The 23,132-nt window shown below is 62.0% G+C and carries 20 protein-coding genes and 2 pseudogenes; 9 read left to right on the forward strand and 13 right to left on the reverse strand.

Going from position 1 to position 23,132, the window contains the following annotated elements:
- Nucleotides 1–55: 55 nt before the first annotated feature.
- Entirely contained in the window at nt 56–2,866 is a 2,811-nt protein-coding gene (locus tag BI343_RS19035; RefSeq protein ID WP_071110923.1) for an ATP-binding protein, read from the reverse strand.
- A 363-nt stretch (nt 2,867–3,229) separates the two neighbouring features.
- Between BI343_RS19035 and BI343_RS19040 the strand changes: the two genes are divergently transcribed.
- The 4 genes from BI343_RS19040 to BI343_RS19055 all read left to right on the forward strand — a co-directional run bounded on the left by BI343_RS19040 (nt 3,230) and on the right by BI343_RS19055 (nt 10,604).
- Nucleotides 3,230–4,252: a putative 2-aminoethylphosphonate ABC transporter substrate-binding protein gene (locus tag BI343_RS19040; RefSeq protein ID WP_071110924.1), complete on the forward strand. Its 1,023-nt coding sequence runs from the start codon at nt 3,230–3,232 to the stop codon at nt 4,250–4,252.
- An 80-nt stretch (nt 4,253–4,332) separates the two neighbouring features.
- Complete coding sequence (locus BI343_RS19045) at nt 4,333–5,433, forward strand: putative 2-aminoethylphosphonate ABC transporter ATP-binding protein (RefSeq protein WP_071110925.1); 1,101 nt, start codon at nt 4,333–4,335, stop codon at nt 5,431–5,433.
- Nucleotides 5,427–7,130 (forward strand): putative 2-aminoethylphosphonate ABC transporter permease subunit, encoded by a 1,704-nt coding sequence (locus BI343_RS19050; protein ID WP_071110926.1) that lies wholly within the window; start codon nt 5,427–5,429, stop codon nt 7,128–7,130. Before BI343_RS19045 ends, BI343_RS19050 begins: the two co-directional genes overlap by 7 nt.
- Before the next feature lie 240 nt (nt 7,131–7,370).
- The gene (locus BI343_RS19055; RefSeq protein ID WP_071110927.1) at nt 7,371–10,604 is read left to right on the forward strand and encodes a transglycosylase domain-containing protein; all 3,234 of its coding nucleotides are present in this window, start codon (nt 7,371–7,373) and stop codon (nt 10,602–10,604) included.
- A gap of 728 nt (nt 10,605–11,332) precedes the next feature.
- On the opposite strand, the gene BI343_RS19060 is transcribed toward BI343_RS19055, so the two are convergent.
- The 12 genes from BI343_RS19060 to BI343_RS19115 all read right to left on the reverse strand — a co-directional run bounded on the left by BI343_RS19060 (nt 11,333) and on the right by BI343_RS19115 (nt 20,029).
- A complete protein-coding gene (locus BI343_RS19060; protein ID WP_071110928.1) occupies nt 11,333–11,725 on the reverse strand; it encodes a hypothetical protein in 393 nt (130 codons plus the stop codon).
- Nucleotides 11,726–12,037: 312 nt separating this feature from the next.
- The gene (locus BI343_RS19065; RefSeq protein WP_071110929.1) at nt 12,038–13,021 is read right to left on the reverse strand and encodes a hypothetical protein; all 984 of its coding nucleotides are present in this window, start codon (nt 13,019–13,021) and stop codon (nt 12,038–12,040) included.
- A 14-nt stretch (nt 13,022–13,035) separates the two neighbouring features.
- Nucleotides 13,036–13,542 (reverse strand): SycD/LcrH family type III secretion system chaperone, encoded by a 507-nt coding sequence (locus tag BI343_RS19070; protein WP_071110930.1) that lies wholly within the window; start codon nt 13,540–13,542, stop codon nt 13,036–13,038.
- A gap of 4 nt (nt 13,543–13,546) precedes the next feature.
- On the reverse strand, nt 13,547–14,239 hold the full coding sequence (locus BI343_RS19075) for a GNAT family N-acetyltransferase (RefSeq protein WP_071110931.1): 693 nt from the start codon (nt 14,237–14,239) through the stop codon (nt 13,547–13,549).
- Nucleotides 14,215–14,598 carry a type III secretion system effector protein SseE gene (gene sseE, locus BI343_RS19080; protein ID WP_043628938.1) on the reverse strand — a complete coding sequence of 128 codons (384 nt, stop codon included), beginning with the start codon at nt 14,596–14,598 and terminating at the stop codon, nt 14,215–14,217. The genes BI343_RS19075 and sseE overlap by 25 nt, the downstream gene beginning before the upstream one ends.
- A gap of 12 nt (nt 14,599–14,610) precedes the next feature.
- Nucleotides 14,611–15,213 carry a type III secretion system translocon protein SseD gene (gene sseD, locus BI343_RS19085; protein WP_071110932.1) on the reverse strand — a complete coding sequence of 201 codons (603 nt, stop codon included), beginning with the start codon at nt 15,211–15,213 and terminating at the stop codon, nt 14,611–14,613.
- A 17-nt stretch (nt 15,214–15,230) separates the two neighbouring features.
- Nucleotides 15,231–16,691, reverse strand: coding sequence for a type III secretion system translocon subunit SseC family protein (sctE, locus tag BI343_RS19090; RefSeq protein ID WP_083341080.1), 1,461 nt, complete (start codon nt 16,689–16,691; stop codon nt 15,231–15,233).
- Entirely contained in the window at nt 16,688–17,155 is a 468-nt protein-coding gene (locus BI343_RS19095; protein WP_071110374.1) for a SycD/LcrH family type III secretion system chaperone, read from the reverse strand. Before BI343_RS19095 ends, sctE begins: the two co-directional genes overlap by 4 nt.
- 19 nt (nt 17,156–17,174) lie before the next feature.
- Nucleotides 17,175–17,972 (reverse strand): secretion protein EspA, encoded by a 798-nt coding sequence (locus BI343_RS19100; RefSeq protein ID WP_071110375.1) that lies wholly within the window; start codon nt 17,970–17,972, stop codon nt 17,175–17,177.
- 11 nt (nt 17,973–17,983) lie between these two features.
- Entirely contained in the window at nt 17,984–18,592 is a 609-nt protein-coding gene (gene sseB / locus BI343_RS19105) for a type III secretion system translocon protein SseB (protein ID WP_043628926.1), read from the reverse strand.
- A gap of 20 nt (nt 18,593–18,612) precedes the next feature.
- Nucleotides 18,613–18,963 carry a hypothetical protein gene (locus tag BI343_RS19110; RefSeq protein WP_071110376.1) on the reverse strand — a complete coding sequence of 117 codons (351 nt, stop codon included), beginning with the start codon at nt 18,961–18,963 and terminating at the stop codon, nt 18,613–18,615.
- A gap of 181 nt (nt 18,964–19,144) precedes the next feature.
- On the reverse strand, nt 19,145–20,029 hold the full coding sequence (locus BI343_RS19115) for an IS5 family transposase (RefSeq protein WP_083341081.1): 885 nt from the start codon (nt 20,027–20,029) through the stop codon (nt 19,145–19,147).
- Between the two features lie 572 nt (nt 20,030–20,601).
- On the opposite strand from BI343_RS19115, the pseudogene BI343_RS19120 reads away from it, so the two are divergent.
- The 5 genes and pseudogenes from BI343_RS19120 to BI343_RS19135 form a co-directional block, all read left to right on the forward strand.
- Nucleotides 20,602–21,564, forward strand: a pseudogene (locus BI343_RS19120) (IS5 family transposase).
- Nucleotides 21,565–21,745: 181 nt separating this feature from the next.
- Nucleotides 21,746–22,096: a hypothetical protein gene (locus BI343_RS19125; protein WP_071110376.1), complete on the forward strand. Its 351-nt coding sequence runs from the start codon at nt 21,746–21,748 to the stop codon at nt 22,094–22,096.
- 19 nt (nt 22,097–22,115) lie between these two features.
- Nucleotides 22,116–22,493, forward strand: coding sequence for a hypothetical protein (locus tag BI343_RS20655; RefSeq protein ID WP_139165793.1), 378 nt, complete (start codon nt 22,116–22,118; stop codon nt 22,491–22,493).
- 1 nt (nt 22,494) lies between these two features.
- Complete coding sequence (locus tag BI343_RS20660) at nt 22,495–22,722, forward strand: hypothetical protein (RefSeq protein WP_211269473.1); 228 nt, start codon at nt 22,495–22,497, stop codon at nt 22,720–22,722.
- A 109-nt stretch (nt 22,723–22,831) separates the two neighbouring features.
- Nucleotides 22,832–23,132, forward strand: a pseudogene (locus tag BI343_RS19135) (hypothetical protein); the annotation flags it as partial.

Consider the following 23,132-nt stretch of genomic DNA (forward strand, 5'->3'; position numbering starts at 1 on the left):
AACCTATCGGACGCTGGGTTTTCCAATGTTAGCCAATCCCGCGAGCGCCGCGCCGTCATTCCAGATTCAAGGCCTTGGGGGCGCCGCGTTGCGCGTGCCATTGTTCCACCTCCTGGCAGTTTGCCTCCAATTGCAGCATCAGTCTCGGCGCCGCCTCGGAGCGCAGGGCGCTGGCCGCCTGTTCCATGTGTTCTGCGGTTGCGGCGATATCCCGGGCGCCTATCTGCTTTGCCGCGGCGGACAGATCGCGGGCGGCGGCGATGTGCTGCATATTGTCGCTGATGATGGCGTCGCGGATGCGGGCGAGATGGCGTCTGGCCTCTTTTAGAAAGTCGGCTAGCAGATCATTTTCTGTTTTGAGATTGCCGCGGCTCTGCATGATGAGCACAAACAGATCGACCGGAGCGTGGTATTCCTGTCCAGCGGTGGCGTGAGGCGTCGCGTCCGATGCCGTGGGCGACGGTTTTTTCAGCCAGTTTTCCAGCATGCAGGCCAAAGCATCCAGCGCAAGCGGTTTGACCAGGCAGTCGTCCATGCCGGAGTCGCGGATCTTTTGCAATTCTTCAGGCGTGGCGCCGGCCGTGCAGGCGATGATGAGGGTGCGCCTGCGCGATGGATGCTCGGCTTCGTAGCTGCGGATCAGCCGCGCCAATTCATAGCCGCTGATATTCGGCATCAGGCAGTCGGTCAATACCAAGTGGTATGCGTCGTGCCGCCATTTTTCGAAGGCTTGCTGCCCGTCCTCGGCGGTATCGGGGTGGTAGCCGAGTTTTTCCAGCTGGCGTATCGCCAGCTTCAGATTGGTGGGATTGTCTTCCACCAGCAGGATGCGTTCCGACGGGTCGCTGACGCGCGCGGTTTTTTCCTGCTCGTCGGCCGCCGGTTCCGGCATGTCGACAGCCTCGGCGGCGAGAAGGAGGGTCGCTTGTGTGCCGCGGCCAGGCTCGCTGCGCAGCAGCACCTCGCCGCCCATCAGGACGGCCAGGCGGCGGCAGATGGCCAGCCCCAAGCCGGCGCCGCCGTAGCGGCGGGTTGTATGCGAATCGCCCTGGGTAAAAGGCTGGAATAGCTTTTCCAGTTTGTCCGGCGCGATGCCTATGCCGGTATCGATGACATCGAAAGACAGCGTTTGCCTGTCGCCGGCTTCTTGCCGCACCGACACTCGCAACGTGATGCTGCCGGTGGCGGTGAACTTTACCGCGTTGCTGAGAAAATTTTGCAGGATCTGCCGCAGCCGTAGCGGATCCAGCAGCAGCGTCGGCGCCAGTCTTGGATCGATCTCCAGATCGAAGCGCAGGTTTTTCTGTTCCGCAGAGCGGCCATATAGGCTGAGCAGACGCTGTAGCAAGGACCGGATGGCGGTGGGCGTTTTGACCAGTTCCAGCTGATCGGCCTCGATTTTAGAAAAATCGAGGATGTCGTCGATCAGCCGCAGCAAGGTGCTGGCCGAATCCAGCGCGGTGTCCAGCGTGTCCCGCTGCTCCGCGTCCAGTTCGCTCATCCGCAGCAGTTCCAGCATGCCCAGCACGCCGTTCATCGGCGTGCGTATCTCGTGGCTGATGGTGGCGAGGAAGGCGCTCTTGGCTTGGCTGGCGGCATCGGCCTGCTCTTTAGCGCGCTGCAGTTCCTGTTCTGCGGCGCGGCGGGCCGAAATGTCGCGCAGGGTCAGGTTGAAACAGGCGTCGCCGTTGTCCGGCATGCGGGTCAGCGCCAGCTCCAGCGGGAAGGTCGTGCCGTCGGCGCGGATGGCGGTGAGTTGCAGCAGGCTGCCCAGCGCGACGCCGTTGTCGTGCAGCAAGGATTGCACAGTGTTTTGGCCGTCTTGGGCTATCAACTCCTGAATTGCCATGCCCACCATGCCGCCGCGCGGCAGCTGGAACATCCGCTCCGCCACCGCATTGGCGCTGGCGACGATGCCAAGGATGTCCAGCGTCGCGATGCCGTCGATCGAGGTTTCGATGACCGACGACAGGTGCATTTGTTGCCGCGACAGCTGCAACTGTGCCTGTTCCAGCATCTGCAGATCCTGGTTGGCCAGGATCAGTTGGCCCAGCGTGTTCAGCAAGGGGTGTGGCATGTCGTTGCCGCGCTCGGGCGTGACGGGATAGGGAAAAAACACGGTGAAAGTGCCGACGACGCGAGAGGCCAGCGGAATGGGAATGCTCAGGAAGTGGCTGTTCTCGCACAGCGTCGCGCTGGTGCTTTGCTGCAAGCCCAGCAGGCAATCTTGTTGGCGGTACAGGCAGATGTCGAGCAGGGAGGCAGTATCCATCCGCTGCTGCGGATGCCGCGCCTGCGTGAGCGGACGAAACTGCGGCTTGCTCGACGCATTGCGCACCTCGCACAAGAAGCCGTCCTCCGCGCCAAACCATGGCAGGAGGATGTCGCGGGCGTAGCCGAACATGGTTTCTGGATCGGCCTTGCCTATGAATAGGCTTTGCAGGTAGTTGATGGCATCAAGCAAGCGATCCTGCTGCCGCAGGCGTTCGGTTGACCGAGCAGCCTGGCGCAAGGCATCTTCCTTCCGGCCATGCTCCTCCGCCAGCCGGCGCGACATCTGGTTGAATAGGGAGATGGTGAGCGCCAGCTCATCCTTGCCTGAAACCGGGATCTGGCACCCCCACTCGCTGCCGGCGATCTTCTGCGCGGCCTGCCGCAGAACGTTCAAATGGCGGGTCAGGTAGACGCCGAGCAGCAATGAAATCAGCGCCGAGAACAGCAACGCGGCCCAAGCCAGCCATCGTCCTATTAGCAGCCCGGCGGCATCCGCGTCATGCGGCAAACCCAGGCTGAAATGCAGCAGCATGCCCAGCAAGATCATTTCGATCAGCGCGATACCCAGTATGGTCTTGAGCCGGAGCGACATCAATCAAACGCCTTCCAGGCGCAGGGCAGGGCCGCGCCGAGGAAACTGAGGATGGCCCTGAGGCGCTTGCCCTTGAAGCGGCAGGGATTCGCGTGGCGGACAGCGTGCGGCCATGTTGTCCTTTCCGAGGTTGCCTGGCATTTCTAGATCAAACCCTTGGCGCTATCTTGATTGTCAATATAGATATTTCTGCGTAATGCGTTTGCGCGTAAGAATGTTGCGGCGCATGGGTCTAGTTGGGCAAAACAAACTTCATCTTCCGTTCACGGACCTGTCATTGCAGATCGGCATAGTAGCCGCAGTTTTCTTAGTGGGCCGGTGTATGGATAGTTGTCTATACGTCTAAACAAAGGAGCGTTGTCGATGAAGAAGCTGATGGCTGTAGCAACCTGTCTGGCCCTGAGCGGCCTGTTTGCCCCGCAGGCCCAGGCCAAGACGGTATTGACGGTTTACACCGCGCTGGAAGCGGATCAGGTCAAGGACTACAAAGACGCGTTCGAAAAGGCCAACCCGGACATTGAAATCCGTTGGGTGCGCGAGTCCACCGGCGTGATCACGGCCAAGCTGTTGTCGGAAAAGAACAATCCGCAGGCCGATGCGGTGTGGGGCCTGGCCGCCACCAGCCTGATGATCCTGGATCAGCAAGGCATGCTGCAAGCCTACGCGCCCAAGGGCGTGGAGAAGCTGAGCCCGCAGTTCGTCGACAAGGCCAAGCCGCCGAAGTGGACCGGCATGGACGTATGGGCCGCCACCATCTGCTTCAATACCGTCGAAGCCGCCAAGAAGAATCTGCCCAAGCCGGAAAGCTGGGCGGACCTGACCAAGCCTGCCTACAAGGGCCAGATCGTCATGCCGCATCCGGCTTCGTCCGGCACCGGCTATCTGGATGTTTCCGCCTGGCTGCAGATGATGGGCGAGAAGAAGGGCTGGGAGTATATGGACAAGCTGCACGTCAATATGGCGCAGTACGTCCACTCCGGCTCCAAACCGTGCAAGATGGCCGCCGCCGGCGAGTACCCGATCGGGATTTCTTTTGAATACCGCGGCGCGCAGTTGAAGGAAAAAGGCGCGCCTATCGACCTGATCTATCCCAAGGAAGGCCTGGGGTGGGATCTGGAAGCCACCGCCATCATCAAGGGCACCAAGAACCTGGCCGCAGCCAGAAAACTGGCCGATTTCTCCGTCAGCCTGCCGGCGATGAAGCTGTACGAGCAGAACTACGCCGTGCTGGCTATGCCGGGCGTGGCCAAGCAGAACCCGTTCATTCCGGTGGATTACTCGCAGCGTCTGTCCAAGAACAACTTTGGCTGGGCCGCCCAGAACCGCGACGCCATCTTGAAGGAATGGTCCAGCCGCTATGAAAGCAAGGCCGCCCCGAAACAATAAGCGCTCGTCTTGCAGCCGCCCCCATGCGGGGCGGCTTTGATTTGTCCATGCATCCTGCCTCAGGCACTTTGGAGCACCCGATGAAACCGGTCGATAGCCTATCCGGCCTGTCCGAGCATTTGTCCGCGCATGCCTTGACCCGCCGTTTTGGCGCTTTTACCGCGCTGGACGCCGTATCCCTTTCCATCCGCAAGGGCGAGTTCGTCTGCTTGCTGGGGCCGTCCGGCTGCGGCAAGACCACCTTGTTGCGGCTGATCGCCGGACTGGACTTGCCCGATGCTGGCGCCATTCATCTGTCGGGGCGCGACATCACCCGCGAAGCGCCGGCCAAGCGCGATTACGGCATCGTGTTCCAGAGCTATGCGCTGTTTCCCAATCTGAGCGTGGCCGACAATATCTCCTACGGCCTGACCCCGCGCCGCGACAGGGAAGCCCATGCGCGCCGCGTGCGCGAGCTGCTGGACATCGTTGGCCTGCCCGGCGCCGAGCGCAAATATCCGGCGCAACTGTCCGGCGGCCAGCAGCAGCGGGTGGCCCTGGCGCGGGCGCTGGCCACCTCGCCGGGCCTGCTGCTGCTGGACGAACCCTTGTCGGCGCTGGACGCGAGGGGGCGCGACAAGCTGCGCGAGGAACTCAAAGGCCTGCAGAAGCGTCTGGGCGTCACCACGCTGATGGTGACGCATGACCAGGAGGAGGCGCTGGCCATCGCCGACCGCGTGGTGGTGATGAACGCCGGCCGGATCGAGCAGGCGGGCACGCCGGCCGAGATCTACCGCAGTCCGGCCAGCCGCTTCGTGGCGGAATTCGTCGGCGAGGCCAACTGGCTGCCGGCGGAACGACGCGGCGAGCGCGAAGTCTTGGTCGGCGGCTGCGCGCTGTCGCTGGAGCGGGACTTGCCGGCGGGAGATGCCCTGACGCTGTTTCTGCGACCCGAAGACATCATCATCAAGCCGCGTTGGGAACGCGCGCCGAATACCTTGCTGGCGCGAGTCGAAGATGTGGGCTTCGGCGGCGCGATGACCCATGTGCGCCTGCTGCCGGAGGGCATGCCCGGGGTGACGCTGCGGGCCGAGGTCTGCCCGTCCATGCTGAACCGCCAGCCGCTGGTGCCGGGCGAGACTGTGCCGGTGGAGCTGCCGGCCTCGCTGTTGCGCGCCTATTCCAGGGAGGCCGCATGCTGAGCCTGGCGCAAAGAATCGTCCGCCCCGCCGGCCTGGCGCGCGTGGACAGGGAAAAATGGGCGGCGACGGCGCTGGTGTGGGGGCTGGTTGTGCTGTTGGCCCTGGCGCTGGGCCTGCCCTTGCTGTTCATCCTGGGCAAGTCGGTGCTGACCATGAATGGCGATTTCGCCGGCCTGGACAATTTTGCCGAGGTGCTGGACTCGCCGGGCCTGATGCGCGCGGCAGGCAACAGCCTGCTGCTGTCGCTGACGGTGTCGGCCATCGTGGTGCCGCTGGCCTTCGCCTTTGCCTGGGCGCTGTGCCGAAGCCACGCCTGGGGGCGCGGCCTGTTCCGCCAGATCGCGCTGCTGCCTTTGTTGGCGCCGTCGCTGATGCCGGCGATCTCGCTGGTGTATCTGTTCGGCAACCAGGGCCTGCTGAAAAGCTGGCTGCACGGCGGCAGCATCTACGGCTTCTGGGGCGTGGCGCTGGGCGAGGCATTCTATACCTTCCCGTATGCCGTCATGATTCTGTCTGCGGCGCTGGCGGCGGCCGATGCGAGGCTGTTCGAGGCGGGCAGGGCGATGGGCGCAGGCTCGCTGCGCCAGTTTCTCACCATTACGCTGCCGGGCGCCCGCTATGGGCTGGTTTCGTCGGCGCTGGTGGTGTTTACGCTGGTGATGACCGATTTTGGCGTGCCCAAAGTGGTGGGCGGCGATTGCAATGTGCTGGCGGTGGAGGCGTTCAAGCAGGTGGTCGGCCAGCAGAACTTTCCGCGCGGCGCGGTGGTCGGGCTGATGCTGTTGCTGCCCGCCGTGTTGTCGTTTTTCATCGAGCGCGTCTTGTCGCGTCGGCAGCAGGCGGCCTTGACCGCGCGCGCCGTGCTCTATGCGCCGGCCCCCGATATCCGGCGCGACGCGGCGGCCACGCTCATGCTGCTGCTGATCTCGCTGCCGCTGCTGGCCATGCTGGGCATGGGCGTGGCGGCCTCCTTCATCCACTACTGGCCATACAATATGTCGTTCACGCTGGCGCATTATCGTTTTGACGATGTCGACGGCGGCGGCTGGACCGCGTATTGCAATAGCCTGCAAATGGCGGCGGCGACGGCGCTGATTGGCTGCGCGCTGGTTTTCCTGAGTGCCTACGCTTGCGAAAAGCTGAAAGCGGCGCCGCTGGGCCGCGGCCTGCTGCGTTTCTTCGCCATGTTGCCTATGGCGGTGCCGGGCCTGGTTCTGGGCTTGGGTTATGTGTTCTTCTTCAATCATCCGGATAATCCGCTGAACTTCCTGTACGGGGGCATGGCGCTGATGGTGGTGTGCACCGTCGCCCACTTCTACACCACGGCGCATCTGACCGTCGCCACCGCCTTGAATCAGCTCGATGGCGAATTCGAGGCCGTGGCAGCCTCGCTGAAGGTGCCGTTCTGGACTACGCTGAGGCGAGTGACGCTGCCGGTATGCCTGCCGGCGCTGCTGGATGTGGCGCGTTTTCTGTTTGTGTCGGCGATGACCACGCTATCGGCGCTGATTTTCATCATCAGCCCTGCGCGCAGCTTGGCGGCGGTGGCGATTGTGACCATGGATGACGCAGGCGACACCGCGGCCGCCGCGGCGATGTCGACGCTGATCGTATTGACATCGGCCATCGCCTCCCTGCTGATTCTTTGGCTGGAGCGGGTCTTGGCGCGCCGGCACCAGCATTGGCGCGGTGTTTGATGCGCGCTTGGCGGCTGTCAACAGCCCTGATCGGCAGCCTCCAACGCATGCCGTCGCTCGGATCGAAGCCGCCGCGCGTCGGGAGTTTCTTTAACAAGCTTTTCCTTCCTTTCTAAAGCGCGTCGGCTATCCGATATTGAGAGAAAGCCCCGGTGCGGCGGGGCATGTTGGTGAAGTTCGGTCTGGCCAGTAGTTTTCTCCAGTACATGCGTGGGGGGCGGCCCAGGGGGCCGGCGGAAAATGATAGATACTCCTGAAGCCAAAATCGGATTGGGCAAGAGCAAATCTTCTTCGACGACGACATGGTGGGTGCTAGCGGGCTTGTTCCTGGCCCTGTGCGGGCTGGGGATTTCGCTGTTTCTGAACGAAGTGCATACCTCGCGGTTTCAGTCGTGGTTTTTCAGCCACGCTGTCAGCGGCGCCACTTACCAGATGGCACCGGGCAAGAGCAAGGATATGCGGTTTCCCGAGCCTGGCGGGCCTTACGATATCCGCATGGGTTATGCCGGCCTGCCCGGTTATATGAAGCGCTTGCAGGATAGGGGCTTTGAGATTTCCGCGCAGGCGCGCCAGTCGCCGCAGTTCATACATCTGATCGATCATGGCGTCGCCTCGCCGTGGTTCCAGCTGGGCATCTTTCCGCAGTACCGCGAGAAGGATCAGTCCGGCTTGCTGCTGTATGACGGCTATGGGCGCCCCATTTATCAATCGACTTATCCGCAGCGCGTTTATCCCAACTTCGACGCCTTGCCGCGGCTCTTGGTGAGCGGCCTGCTGTACATCGAAAACCACACTCTGCTGGAAGAAGACAATCCGCAGCAGAACCCGGCAGTGGAGTGGTCCCGTTTCGCCAAGGCGCTGGCGGACGAGTCATTGCACCTGTTCCGGCCCGGCTATCATTCGGCAGGCGGCAGCACGCTGGCGACCCAGATCGAGAAATTCCGCCATTCGCCAGGCGGGCGCACCGGCTCGCCAAAGGAAAAACTGCGGCAGATGCTGTCCGCCTCCGCCCGCGCCTATATGCAGGGCGCCGATACCAGCGTGGCCAGGCGGCAGCTGGTGGTGGCATATCTGAATACTGTGCCGCTGGCGGCGCGCGCGGGCTTCGGCGAGATATCCGGCATTGGGGACGGCATGTGGGCATGGTATGGCCGGCCCTTCGACGAAGTGAACAGCACGCTGGCCAGCAATACGCCGCATTCGGTCAATGAGCAGGCCACCGTGTTCAAGGAAGCGCTGAGCCTGATGATTTCGCAGCGCAGTCCGTCTTACTACCTCAACGGCGACATGCGGGTGCTGGAAGAAATCACCGATTCCTACCTGCGGCTGATGGCGCGCGACAAAGTGATCACGCCGGAGCTGCGCGATGCCGCCTTGCAGGTGTCCTTGCGCCAGCAGCGCGAGCGGGTGCGGCCGACTTCGTCGTCCCTGGTGGAGCGCAAGGGCGCCAACGCGGTGCGCGTCAAGCTGTCCGGCATGTTGGGCATGCCGCGCATGTATGATCTGGATCACCTGGACCTGACGGTCAACAGCACGCTGGATTCGCAGCTGCAGCAACAGGTGACGGATCTGCTGCTGAAACTGCGCGATCCGGACTACGCCAAGTCGGTGGGGCTCGGCGACAAATTCCTGCTGCAGCAGGGCGAACCGGGCGGCGTGACCTATAGCTTCACGCTGATCGAACGCACGCCCACCGGCAACAAGGTGAGGGTGCAGGCCGACAACTTCGACCAGCCCTTCGACATCAACGAGGGCACCAAGCTGGACTTGGGTTCTACCTCCAAGTTGCGCACCTTGGTCACCTATCTTGAGATCATCGCCGACTTGCATCGCCAGTATGCCGGCCTCAGCCGGGAGGAGCTGGCCCGGATCAAGCCGACCGAGCATGAGCCGGTGCTGCGGCGCTGGGCGATAGACTATCTGAAGCAGGCCGATGACCGCACCCTGGCTACGATGCTGGCGGCGTCGATGGAGCGCCAGTACAGCGCCAATCCGGGGGAAAGCTTCTTTACCGGCGGCGGGCGCCATACTTTTGAGAATTTCGAAAAGAGCGACAACAACCGCATCATGACGCTGCGCGACGCCACGCAGCATTCGGTCAATCTGGTTTATATCCGGCTGATGCGCGATATCGTCCGCTATTACATGTATCCGCCAGGGTACGACCGCGAAGTGCTGGACGACCAGACAGATCCACGCCGAAGAGAATATCTGCAGCGCTTTGCAGACCGCGAGAGCAAAACTTTCATGGCCGGCTTCTATCACAAATATCGCGGCAAGACGCCGGAGCAGATCGACGAGATACTGGTGGAGAAGGCCCGCCGCAGCGCCAAGCGCCTGGCGGTGATCTTCCGCAGCGTGCATCCCGAGGCTGACCGCACTGCCATGGCCGCTTTCATCGCCAAGTATCAGACGCCGCCGTCCAAACTGGAGGACGGCGCGGTGGCCAAACTGTACGACGAGCTGGGGCCAGACCGTTTCAATCTGGCCGACCGCGGCTATCTGGCGGGCATCCATCCGCTGGAGTTGTGGATGGTGGCGTATCTGCATGCGCACCCCGATGCGGGTTGGAGCGAAATGATCCAGGCCAGCACGGCGCAACGCCAGGAAGTCTACCAATGGCTGTTCAACAGCAAACACAAGGCCGGCCAGGATACGCGGATCAAGGAGATCCAGGAGATCGACGCGTTCCGCCAGATTCACGCGGCTTGGAAGCGGATGGGCTATCCGTTCGATTCGCTGGTGCCGTCTTACGCCTCGGCGCTGGGAGCGTCGGCAGACAGGCCGGCGGCGCTGGCGGAGCTGATGGGCATCATCTCCAATGACGGCGTGCGCTTGCCGACGGTATACATCGACAAGATGCATTTTGCTTCCGCCACGCCGTACGAGACTTCGCTGGATCGGCCGACCGCCAAGGGCGTGCGGGTGCTGCCGCCCGAAATTCCTCAACTTGTGCGGCAGGTATTGTCCGAAGTGGTGGATAAAGGCACGGCCCACCGTGTTTCGGGCGCCTTCGATCATGACGGCGAACATACGCTGATAGGCGGCAAGACCGGCACCGGCGACAACCGCTTCAAGACCTTCTCGCGCGGCGGCGGCTTGGCCTCGGCGCGCGTGGTCAGCCGCTCCGGCGCTTTTGTCTTCTATATCGGCGATCATTACTTCGGCACCATCGTCGCCTATGTGGCCGGCCCCAAGGCGGCGGACTACAAGTTCACTAGCGCCTTGCCGGTACAGGTGCTGAAAGTGCTGGCGCCGACGCTGATGCCCAAGCTGGACCTGAGCGCCCACGCCGTCAGCCATAGCGCGGACAGCGTGGCGGAGGGCATGACGGATGCCGGCCTGCCTTCCGGCACGCCCTTATGTCTGGTGCCTAATCTGGACGGGGTATGCAAGTTGCTGAAGCCGCAGCATGTGGATGCGCCGGTCAACGCCAAAGTTTGGCGCGATGACCGCAGGCTGCGCTCAGGTTAGCTTTCCGGCCGCGCGCTCTGCCCGTGGGGGCCGCCACGGGGTGGCGTTTTTGGAGACAGGCCTTGCATGCATTGCCGACATTGCTGATTTCAAATGGGCTGCGCAATATCTCGTTCTTGCGGATTTCACGCATGTTTTTTATTCATGTGTTTTCTGTGAAATCAATATTATTTGAAAATAGTTATTTTCCAGTTGCATATGTCATGCTAAAATTCTTCTAAGTTGAATTTTTGACTTCAGGGAAGTCTAGTCAACTACCCCCTTTGCGGCCGCTGCGTGCGGCTTTTTTCTTTTGCCCTTGTCCCGCGCTCCCTGCCCGCGCGCTGGTGCGGCAGGCCAATCCATAACCGCAGACGATGTCAAAACAAGGCGGGCTGTCCGTGGCGGTTGCGACTGGGCCAGGCGAGAAGGGCTAGCCAAGCGCGCAGCATGCATCAAACCGCAACGAAGGGCCGGATGGAGAGCCTCCAACCCAAGCCCGGAGTCGTTTGCGTCGGCGAGCCTTGGCCCAAGGGCGGAGCGGGGCTGGGGGCTGTTGACGTTTGGTGGGCGGTCGCGCCGGGATGCGTTTTGCGACGAATCGAGGCGTTTCGCGCGCCGCATAGTCATTCTCTGCCAGCGCGGAACAACGAAGAGTCGGCGCTAAAGGCGCCCGGCCCTGCGGGTTTGGCGAAGCTCAAACGCGATCCACTCTCCAAACGTCAACAGCCCCTAGGTTGGCGAGGCGGTTATTTGGCTTGCGGCTGCACCTGATGGCAGGTGGTTTCCAGCAGGGACGGCAGCAATTTGGCGGCGGCATCGCGGGCGACGGAGAATCGTGCCTTGTCGACGGACACTTGGCCCGCCATCATCGGCGCGCTGATCGGCACGTTGTTGATCACAATCACCACCGGCTGGCCGAGAAAGTCGCGCGAGGCCTGCTTCATCCTTGCGGCGGCTTCGGATTTGAGCGAGGCCTCCACCAGGATGGCGTCGCGTTGAATGCGAACATTGCTCTCGGTGAAATCGCAGGCGGAATCGAAACGCAGGATATGGCCGGTGATCACCGGCTTGGCCGGCTCATCGGCAAAAGCGGCGCTGGCGATGAGCAGCGCGGCAACGGGCAGCAGAATGGATTTCATCGAAATGCTCCGGGAAGGCAGGGTTGAAGTCGCGCACATTGTACACGGATACGCCGCCAGCGCCGGAGGCGCCGGGCCGGCGGGGGATTGAATGGCAGGGCGCCGCGGGCAAAAAAAATCCCGCCGCGGCGGGATGCAAGTGAGGAGGAGAAAATCTCTTACCAGAGCTTTGATCATAGTTTCTCTTCCGATCATCCGATATCGGATGAATACGAAAAGGGTTGCGCAAGGCGGCCCTCGATAGTGTTAAGGCCTGCTGAGCAACCCTCCAGTTTTGAAACGATGCAGCGGGCCTTGCCGGCCACCGCGCGATCAGAAGGAGGCCGACCGGCTGCGTTGCAACAGGCGCGCGCTGTTCTCCAGCGTCTCCCGCACAGTCTGGCTGATCAAATGGATCGTTTCGGTTTCCGCGTCGCGTGTCTGCGCCCGCTCGGCCTGGGTAGCGGTTGAAACCAAGGCCGGCGTCGGGCGGGTCTGCGTGGCCATGTCCTGGACGGGCACGGTCTCGGTCTGAACGGCTTGATTTTTCTGTTCAGGCTTGGCCTTGATCATGGCAAGTTTGGCTTTGGCCTCCGCGGCCTCCATTTCATGCTTTTGCTTGTCGGCACCGCGCAAGCCGGCGCTGGCGGTCGGGATGCCGCTTGCCGTTGTCAAGGCCGCGCTGCCTATCGAAATGCCCAATCCGGCGCTGTGCAGCGCGCCCGTGGTGGCCACCGGCAGGAAGCCGCCGACCGCGATGGTGCCGACCGCAAGCGTCCCGCGCGTCAGCAAAGAGCCATAAGTGGCGACTTTCTTGGCGGCATCGGCGGAAGCGCCGCATTTCGTGGCCAGCCAATTCATGAAGTTGCCCAGCGAGTCGCCGCCCATCGCCATGCCTTCGCCGCCATGCGCTTTGTTATACCAGTCGTAGCCGGCGCAGGCCACATCGCCCACCGCCATGGCGAAGCCGACGCCGGCCAGCGCCAGCAGCGGGATGCCGGCGCCGCCCGTCAGTCCGGTGACCAGGGCCGCGGCCACCAGCACCGCGCTGGCGGCGGCCAGGGTCAGCAGCTTGGCGAAGAAGCCGCGTTTGGCGATGTCTACGCCGCATTTTTTGGCTTCGGCGTCGGCCGTTTTGGCCTTGTCTTCCAGCTCCGCCAGGCTCAGCGCTTCCGGCCGGTTCTGGGTATTCGGTTGCGCGATGCCCAAGTCTTCAGGGGCGTCCAGCACCATGCCCGGAGAATTGTCGATTTTCGCATTGCCATCCAGATGGCTGATGGATGAAGAGGAAAGCCTGCTGATTGATGGATTTTCCATGTCGAGATTCCTGATCAGTGGTTTAGGTCGTCCAGCATGTTCTCCGCCCGCTGCCGCAGCCGGGCGTAGCGCGGGTCCGCGTCCGCCTGGCCATAGCACAGCGCGATGGTGGTATCCAGGGCGTCGCGCGCGGCGTCTACCTCGTTTATCGCCAGCAGGCATTCCGCGATATGAAAAGTGGCGAAGGGATCATTGGCCTGCATCGCCACGGCGTAGCCGAAGAAAGTCAGCGCGTGGCGGAACTCGCCATGCCGCTTCAGCGCGCAGGCGAAAGCGAACAGGAAACGGCGGTCCAGCGGTTGCTGCAGCGCTAGAAAAGCGAAGTCGGCGGTGGCGCTGTCCAGGTCGCCGGCGCTCCAGGCGCGATAAGCGCGTTCATAGATGGCTTCGAGCTCCGCCGCGCTGTAGCCCGTGATATTGCCCAGCGTGGCGCGGCCTTCCAGCACTTCCAGGCAGCGTCGCGCGGCGGCCTCGGCCTGTTCGGCAGGCGTGGCAGTTAAGGGAATGTTCAGTGACGTCATACGGCTAAGACCTTTGAGCACCTTGCATGGGGCTAGAGTGTGATGGATGGGGGTGGGAGCGGCTTTGGCAAAATGGCTCGGGTTTTGGCGATTCCGTCGTCGATGCGCCTCCGTCCGGCGCATATGCCGTCTGATGGGCTGGCATTGCGGCGGATCGGTCGCCGATCAGCAAGCCATAGGCGCAAACATCGTGGCGGCTTGCGCCGAGGCGAAACACCCCGCGCAGCGTGCCCTCGTGGGTGAAACCCAGTTTGGCGAGCAGCCGGCGCGAAGGATGGTTGTCGCTCAGCACCCAGCCTTGGATGCGGTGCAGCGGCGCGCCCAGGCCGCCGTCAAACAGCCAGGGCAGCACTTCGGCCAAGCATTCCCGCATCAGGCCCCGTCCCCACCATTCGGGACTCAGGGCGTAGCCCAGCGTCAGCACGCCGGCGCCGCGGTCCCAGTCGGTGAGACGCAGCACGCCAGCCAGCGCGCCCTGGCCGCCCAGGCGCAAAGCCATGATCCGCCCTTGCTCGGGAGTCAAGGCCAGCGCGGCATGGAACCAGCGTCTTGCCTCGGCCTCGTCGGCCAGCGCGGGCAAACCCGTCGGGGCCGCCACGCGCGGGTCGGCATAGAGCGCGCGGTAGCGCGGGTAGTCGGCGTGCGCCAAGGGCGTGGGCCGCAACGCGCAGGCTAGCGGCAGCGGTAGCGCAGCCATAGCTCGTCGTCCAGGCGCACCGGCTGCGCGCCTTCCGCCAGCATCAGTTCGGTCAGCCGGCGGCGCGTCCGGTCCAGCGCCGGGTCGCGCGGGGCGGGCAGGATCATGGCATCGACGTAGCGCAGCGCCGGCACGGCTTTGATCAGCCGCCGCAGCAGCGCCATCAGCGCGAGAACGGCCTGTCCGTCGGGCGCTTGGGCGGAAAAATCGCACAGCACCAGACGCTCGCCTTCCTGCCGATAGGTGAGGGCATAGCGCCCGGTGTCCACGCGCTGCCCCAGCATGAAATCGCTGCCCAGGAAGCTCTGCGGCGCCGGCTTCAGGCCATCGGCCTGCAGAAAGCGGGTGACATCGTCCATGATCCAACCCCCTTACGACATGCGCACGCTGCTGGACAAGCGCTCGTGCGCCTGCGTCAGCGTGCTGAGGATCTCGCGCAGGTCGCTGGATACTTTGAGCGCTTTCTCCAGCGTCTCGTCGGCGCGCTTGAGCTGTTGCTCGGCCAGGCCGTGCTGGTAATCCGCCTCGGCCTGTTTTTCCTGCGCCTCCCGCAGTTCCGGATTGACGGCGACGCCGACGCTGCCGTCGACGATGCTGCCGATGCCCTTGCCGATATCGCCGGAGTGAGCCAGCCAGCTGCCCTGCGCCGCGCCGAAAGCGGAGGCCGCGCCGGCCAGCCCCTGGGCGATGCCGGTGCCGATCTGCGCCCATGCCTGCTTGTTCTTGGCGTCGAATTCGGTTTCGATGGCCTGCATCCGGGTATCGAACGAGGTTTTCTGCATCTGGAAGGCGTTGTTCTGCTGAATCTGGTTGTATTGACGCAGCAGGTCGCGCAGCTTGCCGAACAGTTGGCCCAGTTGCACCATCAGTTCGTTCAGTTGGCCGATGGCGTCGCCGCCTTGATTGCCGTCCACGCTGAGTAAGGGCGTGCCGCTATTGATGGCGGCTGCGTTGGTGTTTGCGATGGTGTTCATAGACTTCTCCTTGAAAGTCAGGCGATATTGGCGGCGATGCTGCTGAGCACGGCGCCGGTCTTGTTCTGGGCTTCCGAACCGGCTGCCAGGGCCTTGCCGGCGCCGTCCATCAGATTGCCGATGTCTTCCTTGGCCCGTTTTTTCAGCTTTTCGAACTCGTCGAGCATGAACTGCATGAAGTTGCTTTCCGCCATCAGTTGCTGCACGACTTTTTGCAGCTCGGCGCGCTCCTTGGCGATTTCGCCCTGGAAGACGCCGTTGGCGCCTTGCAGGCTGGCGCGCGTCACGGCCTTGGCGGTGTTGGCGGCGCTCATCAGGCTGGCGTGGACCGCGGCTTTCACCACTTCGCGCTGCACCTCCTTGACCACTGACTTCGTCAACTCCTTGGCCGTGGTTTCGGCGCCGGTCTTGAGGGCCTTTTCCGCCACGGTTTCCACGGCGCGGGCCACCATCTGTTCTATGGCCTGTTTGCTGAAGGCTTCCAGCAAGTGGCCCTGGCCCAGGAAGCGGGTAGTCTGCTCCGCGATGTTCTTGGCGATTTGCTCCGAGACTTCCGCCGCCACATCGGAGGCCACCTGTTTGGCGACATCCTTGATGACTTCCTGCGCCACTTCCTTGCCGGCCGCGCCGCTGGTCTGCTTGATGGTGTTTTCCAGCAGCTCGCCGGCGCCTTTCTCCATGGCGGTTTCGGTGGCTTTGGCCATGGACTTGGCGGCCATGACGCCGCGGCCCACGCTGATGATGTCCACCATCATCCCGGCGATTTCAAAGCCCAGCTGGATCTTGCCGGCGATGTCGGCCACTTCTTTCCACTTTGCTGCGGCGTCGCCGTCTGAAACCAGGGCCATGGTTTCGGCAAATGCCTTGACCAGGCCGGAGCAGCCGGCCGCCAAATCCATGGCACCGCCGGCCACGTCGCCGACGATGATCTTGGCGACGCCGCTGATCACCTCGGCCACCGAGACGATCCAGTCGACGATGGCGGAGAAGATGCCGGCTTTTTGCGCCTTGTTCTGGTCCTCTATCGCTTTGTCTATCTGTTTGCGCAGGTCCTCGTTCTGGCGCAGGCGCAGGTTTTCCGCGCCCTGGGTGCGGATTTCCAAAGCCAGCGACTTGAGGTCGGCGTTGTCGCCCAGCGATTTCACGCCCAGCAGGGCGGCGGCCAGGCTCATCGCCTCCATCGGCGTGCGTTCCAGCTGCGCCAGCGTGATGGGCTTGCCGTCCACGCGCGGGCCGAAGGCGTCCAGAATCCGGTTGAGCGCGCCTTCGGCCAGGCGCAGCGTTACCGACTCTCGCGGGCGCGGCGGCGATTGGAAAGCATGCTCCTGGCCGCGTTGTTGGTCGCGCGGGCCAGGGGCGGCGAGCGGGTCCAGCGCGCCCGCGCCTACCCGGCCGGCGTTGCCGGCTGGCGGGGCGTCTTCCGTGCGCCGGGCATCCCCCAGGCCGGCTGGGGAGAAGTTGTCGATGATGGTGTTCATGCGTGTTCCTCCTGAGGGAGAAGGGCGGCCTGGCGCAGGACCTCGGCCTTGATCGCGGCGTGTTCCGGTTTGCTGGCGCACCACTTGAGCGCGGCGGCGAAGGCTTTGCCCGCCTGCTCGGGGTGGCCGGCCAGCTGGTGGCTGAGTCCGGCCAGATAGGCCGGGCGCGGGTCATCCAGCCGCAACAGCCCGGCTTGCCCGAAACTGAACACGGCTTCCTCGTGTTCCGACAGGCGCTGGCAGGCGAGGCCCAAGGCCAGCCAGTAGTCGAATTGCCAGTGCGACAGTCGGGCCAGCATCAGGTAGAAACGCTTGGCCCCCGCATAGTCGCCTGCGTCGAACAACTGGCAGGCATAGGAATAGACGCTGTCCAGATCGGCCGGGTCCAGATTGACCAGCGCCTGCAGCGTGCCGCCTTGATTGAAGAAGTCGCGCACGGTATCGAGGTCGTCTTGCTCGGTCATGTCCTTCTCCTTGTTGGCATTAGCGGATGTTTTGCGAGATGGACTTGTTCATCTCGGCCAATAGCGACTGCATGCTGTTGATCAGGCTGACGCAGACGTTGTAGGACTGCATGGTTTTCTGGATTTGCAGCTGGGCCTGGGTGACGAAGTCGGAGCAGCGGCCGGAGTCCGTTTCCAGCGCGCCCTTGATTTCATTGAGCTGGCCCTTGTCCAAACCGCCGGAGGATTCGGCCAGCACGTCGGCGATATGCTGCATGTGCTCGCGGCTGATGTTCTGGTAGCTGCGCTGACCCACTTCCGGCAATCCCCAGATGTAGTCGGCGCATTTCTGGCCATCCACCTTGATGCCGTGCTCGTCCATATAGCTGACCACGTCTTGCCAGCTGTCCGAGCGCATGCCCTCCGGGCCGGCCTGGGCGATTTTCTCGCGCAGCTTGTCCAGAAACGGCAGCGCTGGGTTATTCGCCTTCAAGTAGTCGTCGATGGATTTGCCGCCCACCGCGATGTTGTGATCCTTCAGGTACTGGATCACTTCCGGCGGCAGCGGCGCCTTGTCGCCGGCATTGGCCAATTGGGAAAGAATGGCGTCCACCTGGTTGGCGGCTTGCTGAGAGTCGCGCGCGCGGTCGGCCTTGGCGCTCATCTGGTCGTATTTGCCTTGGGCAAGGTCGGAGAACAAGCTCATGAACTTGTACAGCACCGAAATGCCCTGCGACATGATGGAATCGCCCTGGCCGGCCTTGCGGTCGACATAGGCGCCGTAGTCGGGGTTGGCGGAAACCCCCCCGATTCCGGCGAAGCTGCTTGCTATGCTCATGGCGCGCGTCCTTAGCGGATGTTCTGGGCGATGGACTTGTTCATTTCGGCCAGCAGGGACTGCATGCTGTTGATCAGGCTGACGCAGACGTTGTAGGACTGCATGGTTTTCTGGATTTGCAGCTGGGCCTGGGTGACGAAGTCGGAGCAGCGGCCGGAGTCGGTTTCCAGCGCGCCCTTGATCACGTCCAGCTGGCCTTTGTTCAGGCCGGTGGCGTTGCCTTGGTCGTCGAATTTGCAACCTATGCTTTTGAGGTAGTCGTCGATGCTGCCGCTTGTGTTCTTGCCGTCGTTCTGCACCGTGACGCTGATGTTGTGGCTTCTCAGGTAGTCGATGACTTCCTTGGGCAGGCTGCCTGTGCTGCCCGCATCTTTCAGTTGGGCAATGATGGAGTCCACCTGGTTGGCGGCTTGTTGGGAATCGCGCGCGCGGTCGGCCTTGGCGCTCATCTGGTCATACTTGCCCTGGGCGAGGTCCGAGAACAAGGTCATGAACTTGTACAGCACCGAGATGCCCTGCGACATGATGGAGTCGCCTTGGCCGGCTTTGTTGTCGACGTAGTTGTTGTAGTCCTGGTTGACGATGGGCGAACTGCTGGCGAAGTTGGTGGCGAATGTCATGATGAATTTCTCCTGAATGGTCAGATGAAGTTGCGGCCCAGCATCGGGCCTGCCTTGCGGGCGGCGGCGGGCTTGTCTGTTCCGCCGCTTCCCGCTTGCTTGAGCGATGCCTCAAGCGATTTGAAATTGCCCTGCAGGCTCTCCACGCACTGGGACAGCCGTTGATTGAGTGGGGCCAGTTCGCCTTGCATGGCGCGCGACAGGCGCTCCAGCCGCTGGCGAGCCTGGGCATCCTGCGGCGCGCGTTGTTTGAGCGCGGCGATTTCCTGCTGCAGAAGCTGAAAAGCCTGTAATTGCTCGCCTAGTCCTTGCTGGCGTTTCTGCAGGTCTTGCATCAGGTGTTGCAGCGGCTGAATAGCGGTTTGGCTCATCGTTTATTTCTCCCTTTATTGGGTAGGTTTGCCGAATGCTAGGCCGGTCTTTAGGGAAGGTCTGAACAACCTGCCACGCAAACAGAAATGCAATTTCTCGCGGGGCTTCGGTTGCATTTCACCCACCAATTCCAGATCGCCCGCCATGAGGATGACCGGGTGCTTCCGGTCATCCGGCCTTTTAACTCGCCGCCAGCAAGGCCTTTCGCGCCAGCCAGATGTTGGCCAGCCCAAACAGCGTCATCAGTTGCGCGGTGTTCTTCTTCAAACCGCGGTAGCGTGTTTTCAGGTAGCCAAACTGCTGCTTGATGACCCGAAACGGATGCTCCACTTTGGCCCGAATCTTGGCTTTGACCATTTCGCCCAGCTGGATCTGCCGGTCGTCGGCTGAATCGGTCAGCGCTTTGCGCTGGCCGGGCCTCATCGCAATCCACCAACGCACCGCTCGCGATTGGTGTTCGGCTCGCTTGTGCACGCCAGCAAAGCCGGCGTCGCCAAACACATCGATTTCCTCGCCGTGCAACAACTGATCGACCATCGTGACATCCGCCACATTGGCGGGGGTGCCGCCACGTGATGCACCAAGCCGGACTGGGCGTCGACGCCGATATGGGCCTTCATGCCGAAGTACCACTGATTGCCCTTCTTGGTTTGATGCATGTCCGGATCGCGCTCGCCCTGAGCGTTTTTTGGTGGAGCTGGGCGCGTGGATCAGGGTGGCATCGACGATGGTGCCTTGCTTCAACATCAGCCCTTTGTCGCAGAGATGCTGGTGGATGGCGGTAAACAGAGCGTGGGTCAGCTGGTGCTTTTCCAGCAGATGGCGGAAGTTCAGCAGGGTGGTTTCGTCCGGGACGGCGTCCAGGGAGAGGCGGCGAACTGGCGCATGGAGCGATCTCGTACAGGCTTTCTTCCATGGCGGGATCGGACAGGCTGTACCAGTGCTGCAGGCAGTAGACGGCGCAGCATGGCGGACAACGGGTAGGGGCGGGCGACCGTTGCCAGGCTTGGGATACACTGGATCGATGACGGCTTCGAGCTGCGCCCAGGCCATGACCTGATCCATCTCTGTTCAGAAAGATTTCGCGGCGGGTGCGCTTCTTCTTAGCGGCGAGTTCGAGATCGGTGAAGGTCATCTGCTGTCGCATGCTGGCGTCCTGGATCTGACTGAGGGGGAGTCAGTTTACGGGAAGATTGGAGACTTGTTCAGACCTTCCTTAGGCTTAACTTTCGAAAAGCGGCGCTTTCTTTGGTGTTTTGTCGGCATGATTTTCATGCGTTTCGGTATTCATTTTTATCCGTCAAATACGGAGGCGGGTAAGGTGAATACCTGAAATGGCGACGCTGAAAAGGAAGCGCAATGCGAGCCAAGCGTTGAAATTCCAACCGCCACATGAAAAAGCCGCAGAGAGCCGAGCAATATAAAACTGCAGCAAATAGCGCCCCCATTTTCAGCGTCGCCATGTCAGGTATTCACCTTATGACGTATTTACGATAAAATGAATACCGAAACGCATGAAAATCATGCCACAAAAACAAAGAAAGGCCGCTTTTCGAAAGTTAACCCTAGGAAGGTCTGAACAAGTCTCCAATCTTCCCGTAAACTGACTCCCCCTCAGTCAGATCCAGGACGCCAGCATGCGACAGCAGATGACCTTCACCGATCTCGAACTCGCCGCTAAGAAGAAGCGCACCCGCGCGAAATCTTTCTGACAGAGATGGATCAGGTCATGCCTTGGGCGCAGCTCGAAGCCGTCATCGATCCAGTGTATCCCAAGCCTGGCAACGGTCGCCGCCCTACCCGTTGTCCGCCATGCTGCGCGTCTACTGCCTGCAGCACTGGTACAGCCTGTCCGATCCCGCCATGGAAGAAAGCCTGTACGAGATCGCCTCCATGCGCCAGTTCGCCGGCCTCTCCCTGGACGCCGTCCCGGACGAAACCACCCTGCTGAACTTCCGCCATCTGCTGGAAAAGCACCAGCTGACCCACGCTCTGTTTACCGCATCCACCAGCATCTCTGCGACAAAGGGCTGATGTTGAAGCAAGGCACCATCGTCGATGCCACCCTGATCCACGCGCCCAGCTCCACCAAAAACGCTCAGGGCGAGCGCGATCCGGACATGCATCAAACCAAGAAGGGCAATCAGTGGTACTTCGGCATGAAGGCCCATATCGGCGTCGACGCCCAGTCCGGCTTGGTGCATCACGTGGCCGGCACCCCCGCCAATGTGGCGGATGTCACGATGGTCGATCAGTTGTTGCACGGCGAGGAAATCGATGTGTTTGGCGACGCCGGCTTTGCTGGCGTGCACAAGCGAGCCGAACACCAATCGCGAGCGGTGCGTTGGTGGATTGCGATGAGGCCCGGCCAGCGCAAAGCGCTGACCGATTCAGCCGACGACCGGCAGATCCAGCTGGGCGAAATGGTCAAAGCCAAGATTCGGGCCAAAGTGGAGCATCCGTTTCGGGTCATCAAGCAGCAGTTTGGCTACCTGAAAACACGCTACCGCGGTTTGAAGAAGAACACCGCGCAACTGATGACGCTGTTTGGGCTGGCCAACATCTGGCTGGCGCGAAAGGCCTTGCTGGCGGCGAGTTAAAAGGCCGGATGACCGGAAGCACCCGGTCATCCTCATGGCGGGCGATCTGGAATTGGTGGGTGAAATGCAACCGAAGCCCCGCGAGAAATTGCATTTCTGTTTGCGTGGCAGGTTGTTCAGACCTTCCCTAAAGACCGGCCTAGCATTCGGCAAACCTACCCAATAAAGGGAAAAATAAACGATGAGCCAAACCGCTATTCAGCCGCTGCAACACCTGATGCAAGACCTGCAGAAACGCCAGCAAGGACTAGGCGAGCAATTACAGGCTTTTCAGCTTCTGCAGCAGGAAATCGCCGCGCTCAAACAACGCGCGCCGCAGGATGCCCAGGCTCGCCAGCGGCTGGAGCGCCTGTCGCGCGCCATGCAAGGCGAACTGGCCCCACTCAATCAACGGCTGTCCCAGTGCGTGGAGAGCCTGCAGGGCAATTTCAAATCGCTTGAGGCATCGCTCAAGCAAGCGGGAAGCGGCGGAACAGACAAGCCCGCCGCCGCCCGCAAGGCAGGCCCGATGCTGGGCCGCAACTTCATCTGACCATTCAGAGAAATTCATCATGACATTCGCCACCAACTTCGCCAGCAGTTCGCCCATCGTCAACCAGGACTACAACAACTACGTCGACAACAAAGCCGGCCAAGGCGACTCCATCATGTCGCAGGGCATCTCGGTGCTGTACAAGTTCATGACCTTGTTCTCGGACCTCGCCCAGGGCAAGTATGACCAGATGAGCGCCAAGGCCGACCGCGCGCGCGATTCCCAACAAGCCGCCAACCAGGTGGACTCCATCATTGCCCAACTGAAAGATGCGGGCAGCACAGGCAGCCTGCCCAAGGAAGTCATCGACTACCTGAGAAGCCACAACATCAGCGTCACGGTGCAGAACGACGGCAAAACACAAGCGGCAGCATCGACGACTACCTCAAAAGCATAGGTTGCAAATTCGACGACCAAGGCAACGCCACCGGCCTGAACAAAGGCCAGCTGGACGTGATCAAGGCGCGCTGGAAACCGACTCCGGCCGCTGCTCCGACTTCGTCACCCAGGCCCAGCTGCAAATCCAGAAAACCATGCAGTCCTACAACGTCTGCGTCAGCCTGATCAACAGCATGCAGTCCCTGCTGGCCGAAATGAACAAGTCCATCGCCCAGAACATCCGCTAAGGACGCGCGCCATGAGCATAGCAAGCAGCTTCGCCGGAATCGGGGGGTTTCCGCCAACCCCGACTACGGCGCCTATGTCGACCGCAAGGCCGGCCAGGGCGATTCCATCATGTCGCAGGGCATTTCGGTGCTGTACAAGTTCATGAGCTTGTTCTCCGACCTTGCCCAAGGCAAATACGACCAGATGAGCGCCAAGGCCGACCGCGCGCGCGACTCTCAGCAAGCCGCCAACCAGGTGGACGCCATTCTTTCCCAATTGGCCAATGCCGGCGACAAGGCGCCGCTGCCGCCGGAAGTGATCCAGTACCTGAAGGATCACAACATCGCGGTGGGCGGCAAATCCATCGACGACTACTTGAAGGCGAATAACCCAGCGCTGCCGTTTCTGGACAAGCTGCGCGAGAAAATCG

The organism is Chromobacterium amazonense, from assembly GCF_001855565.1.
GTDB lineage: Bacteria > Pseudomonadota > Gammaproteobacteria > Burkholderiales > Chromobacteriaceae > Chromobacterium > Chromobacterium amazonense.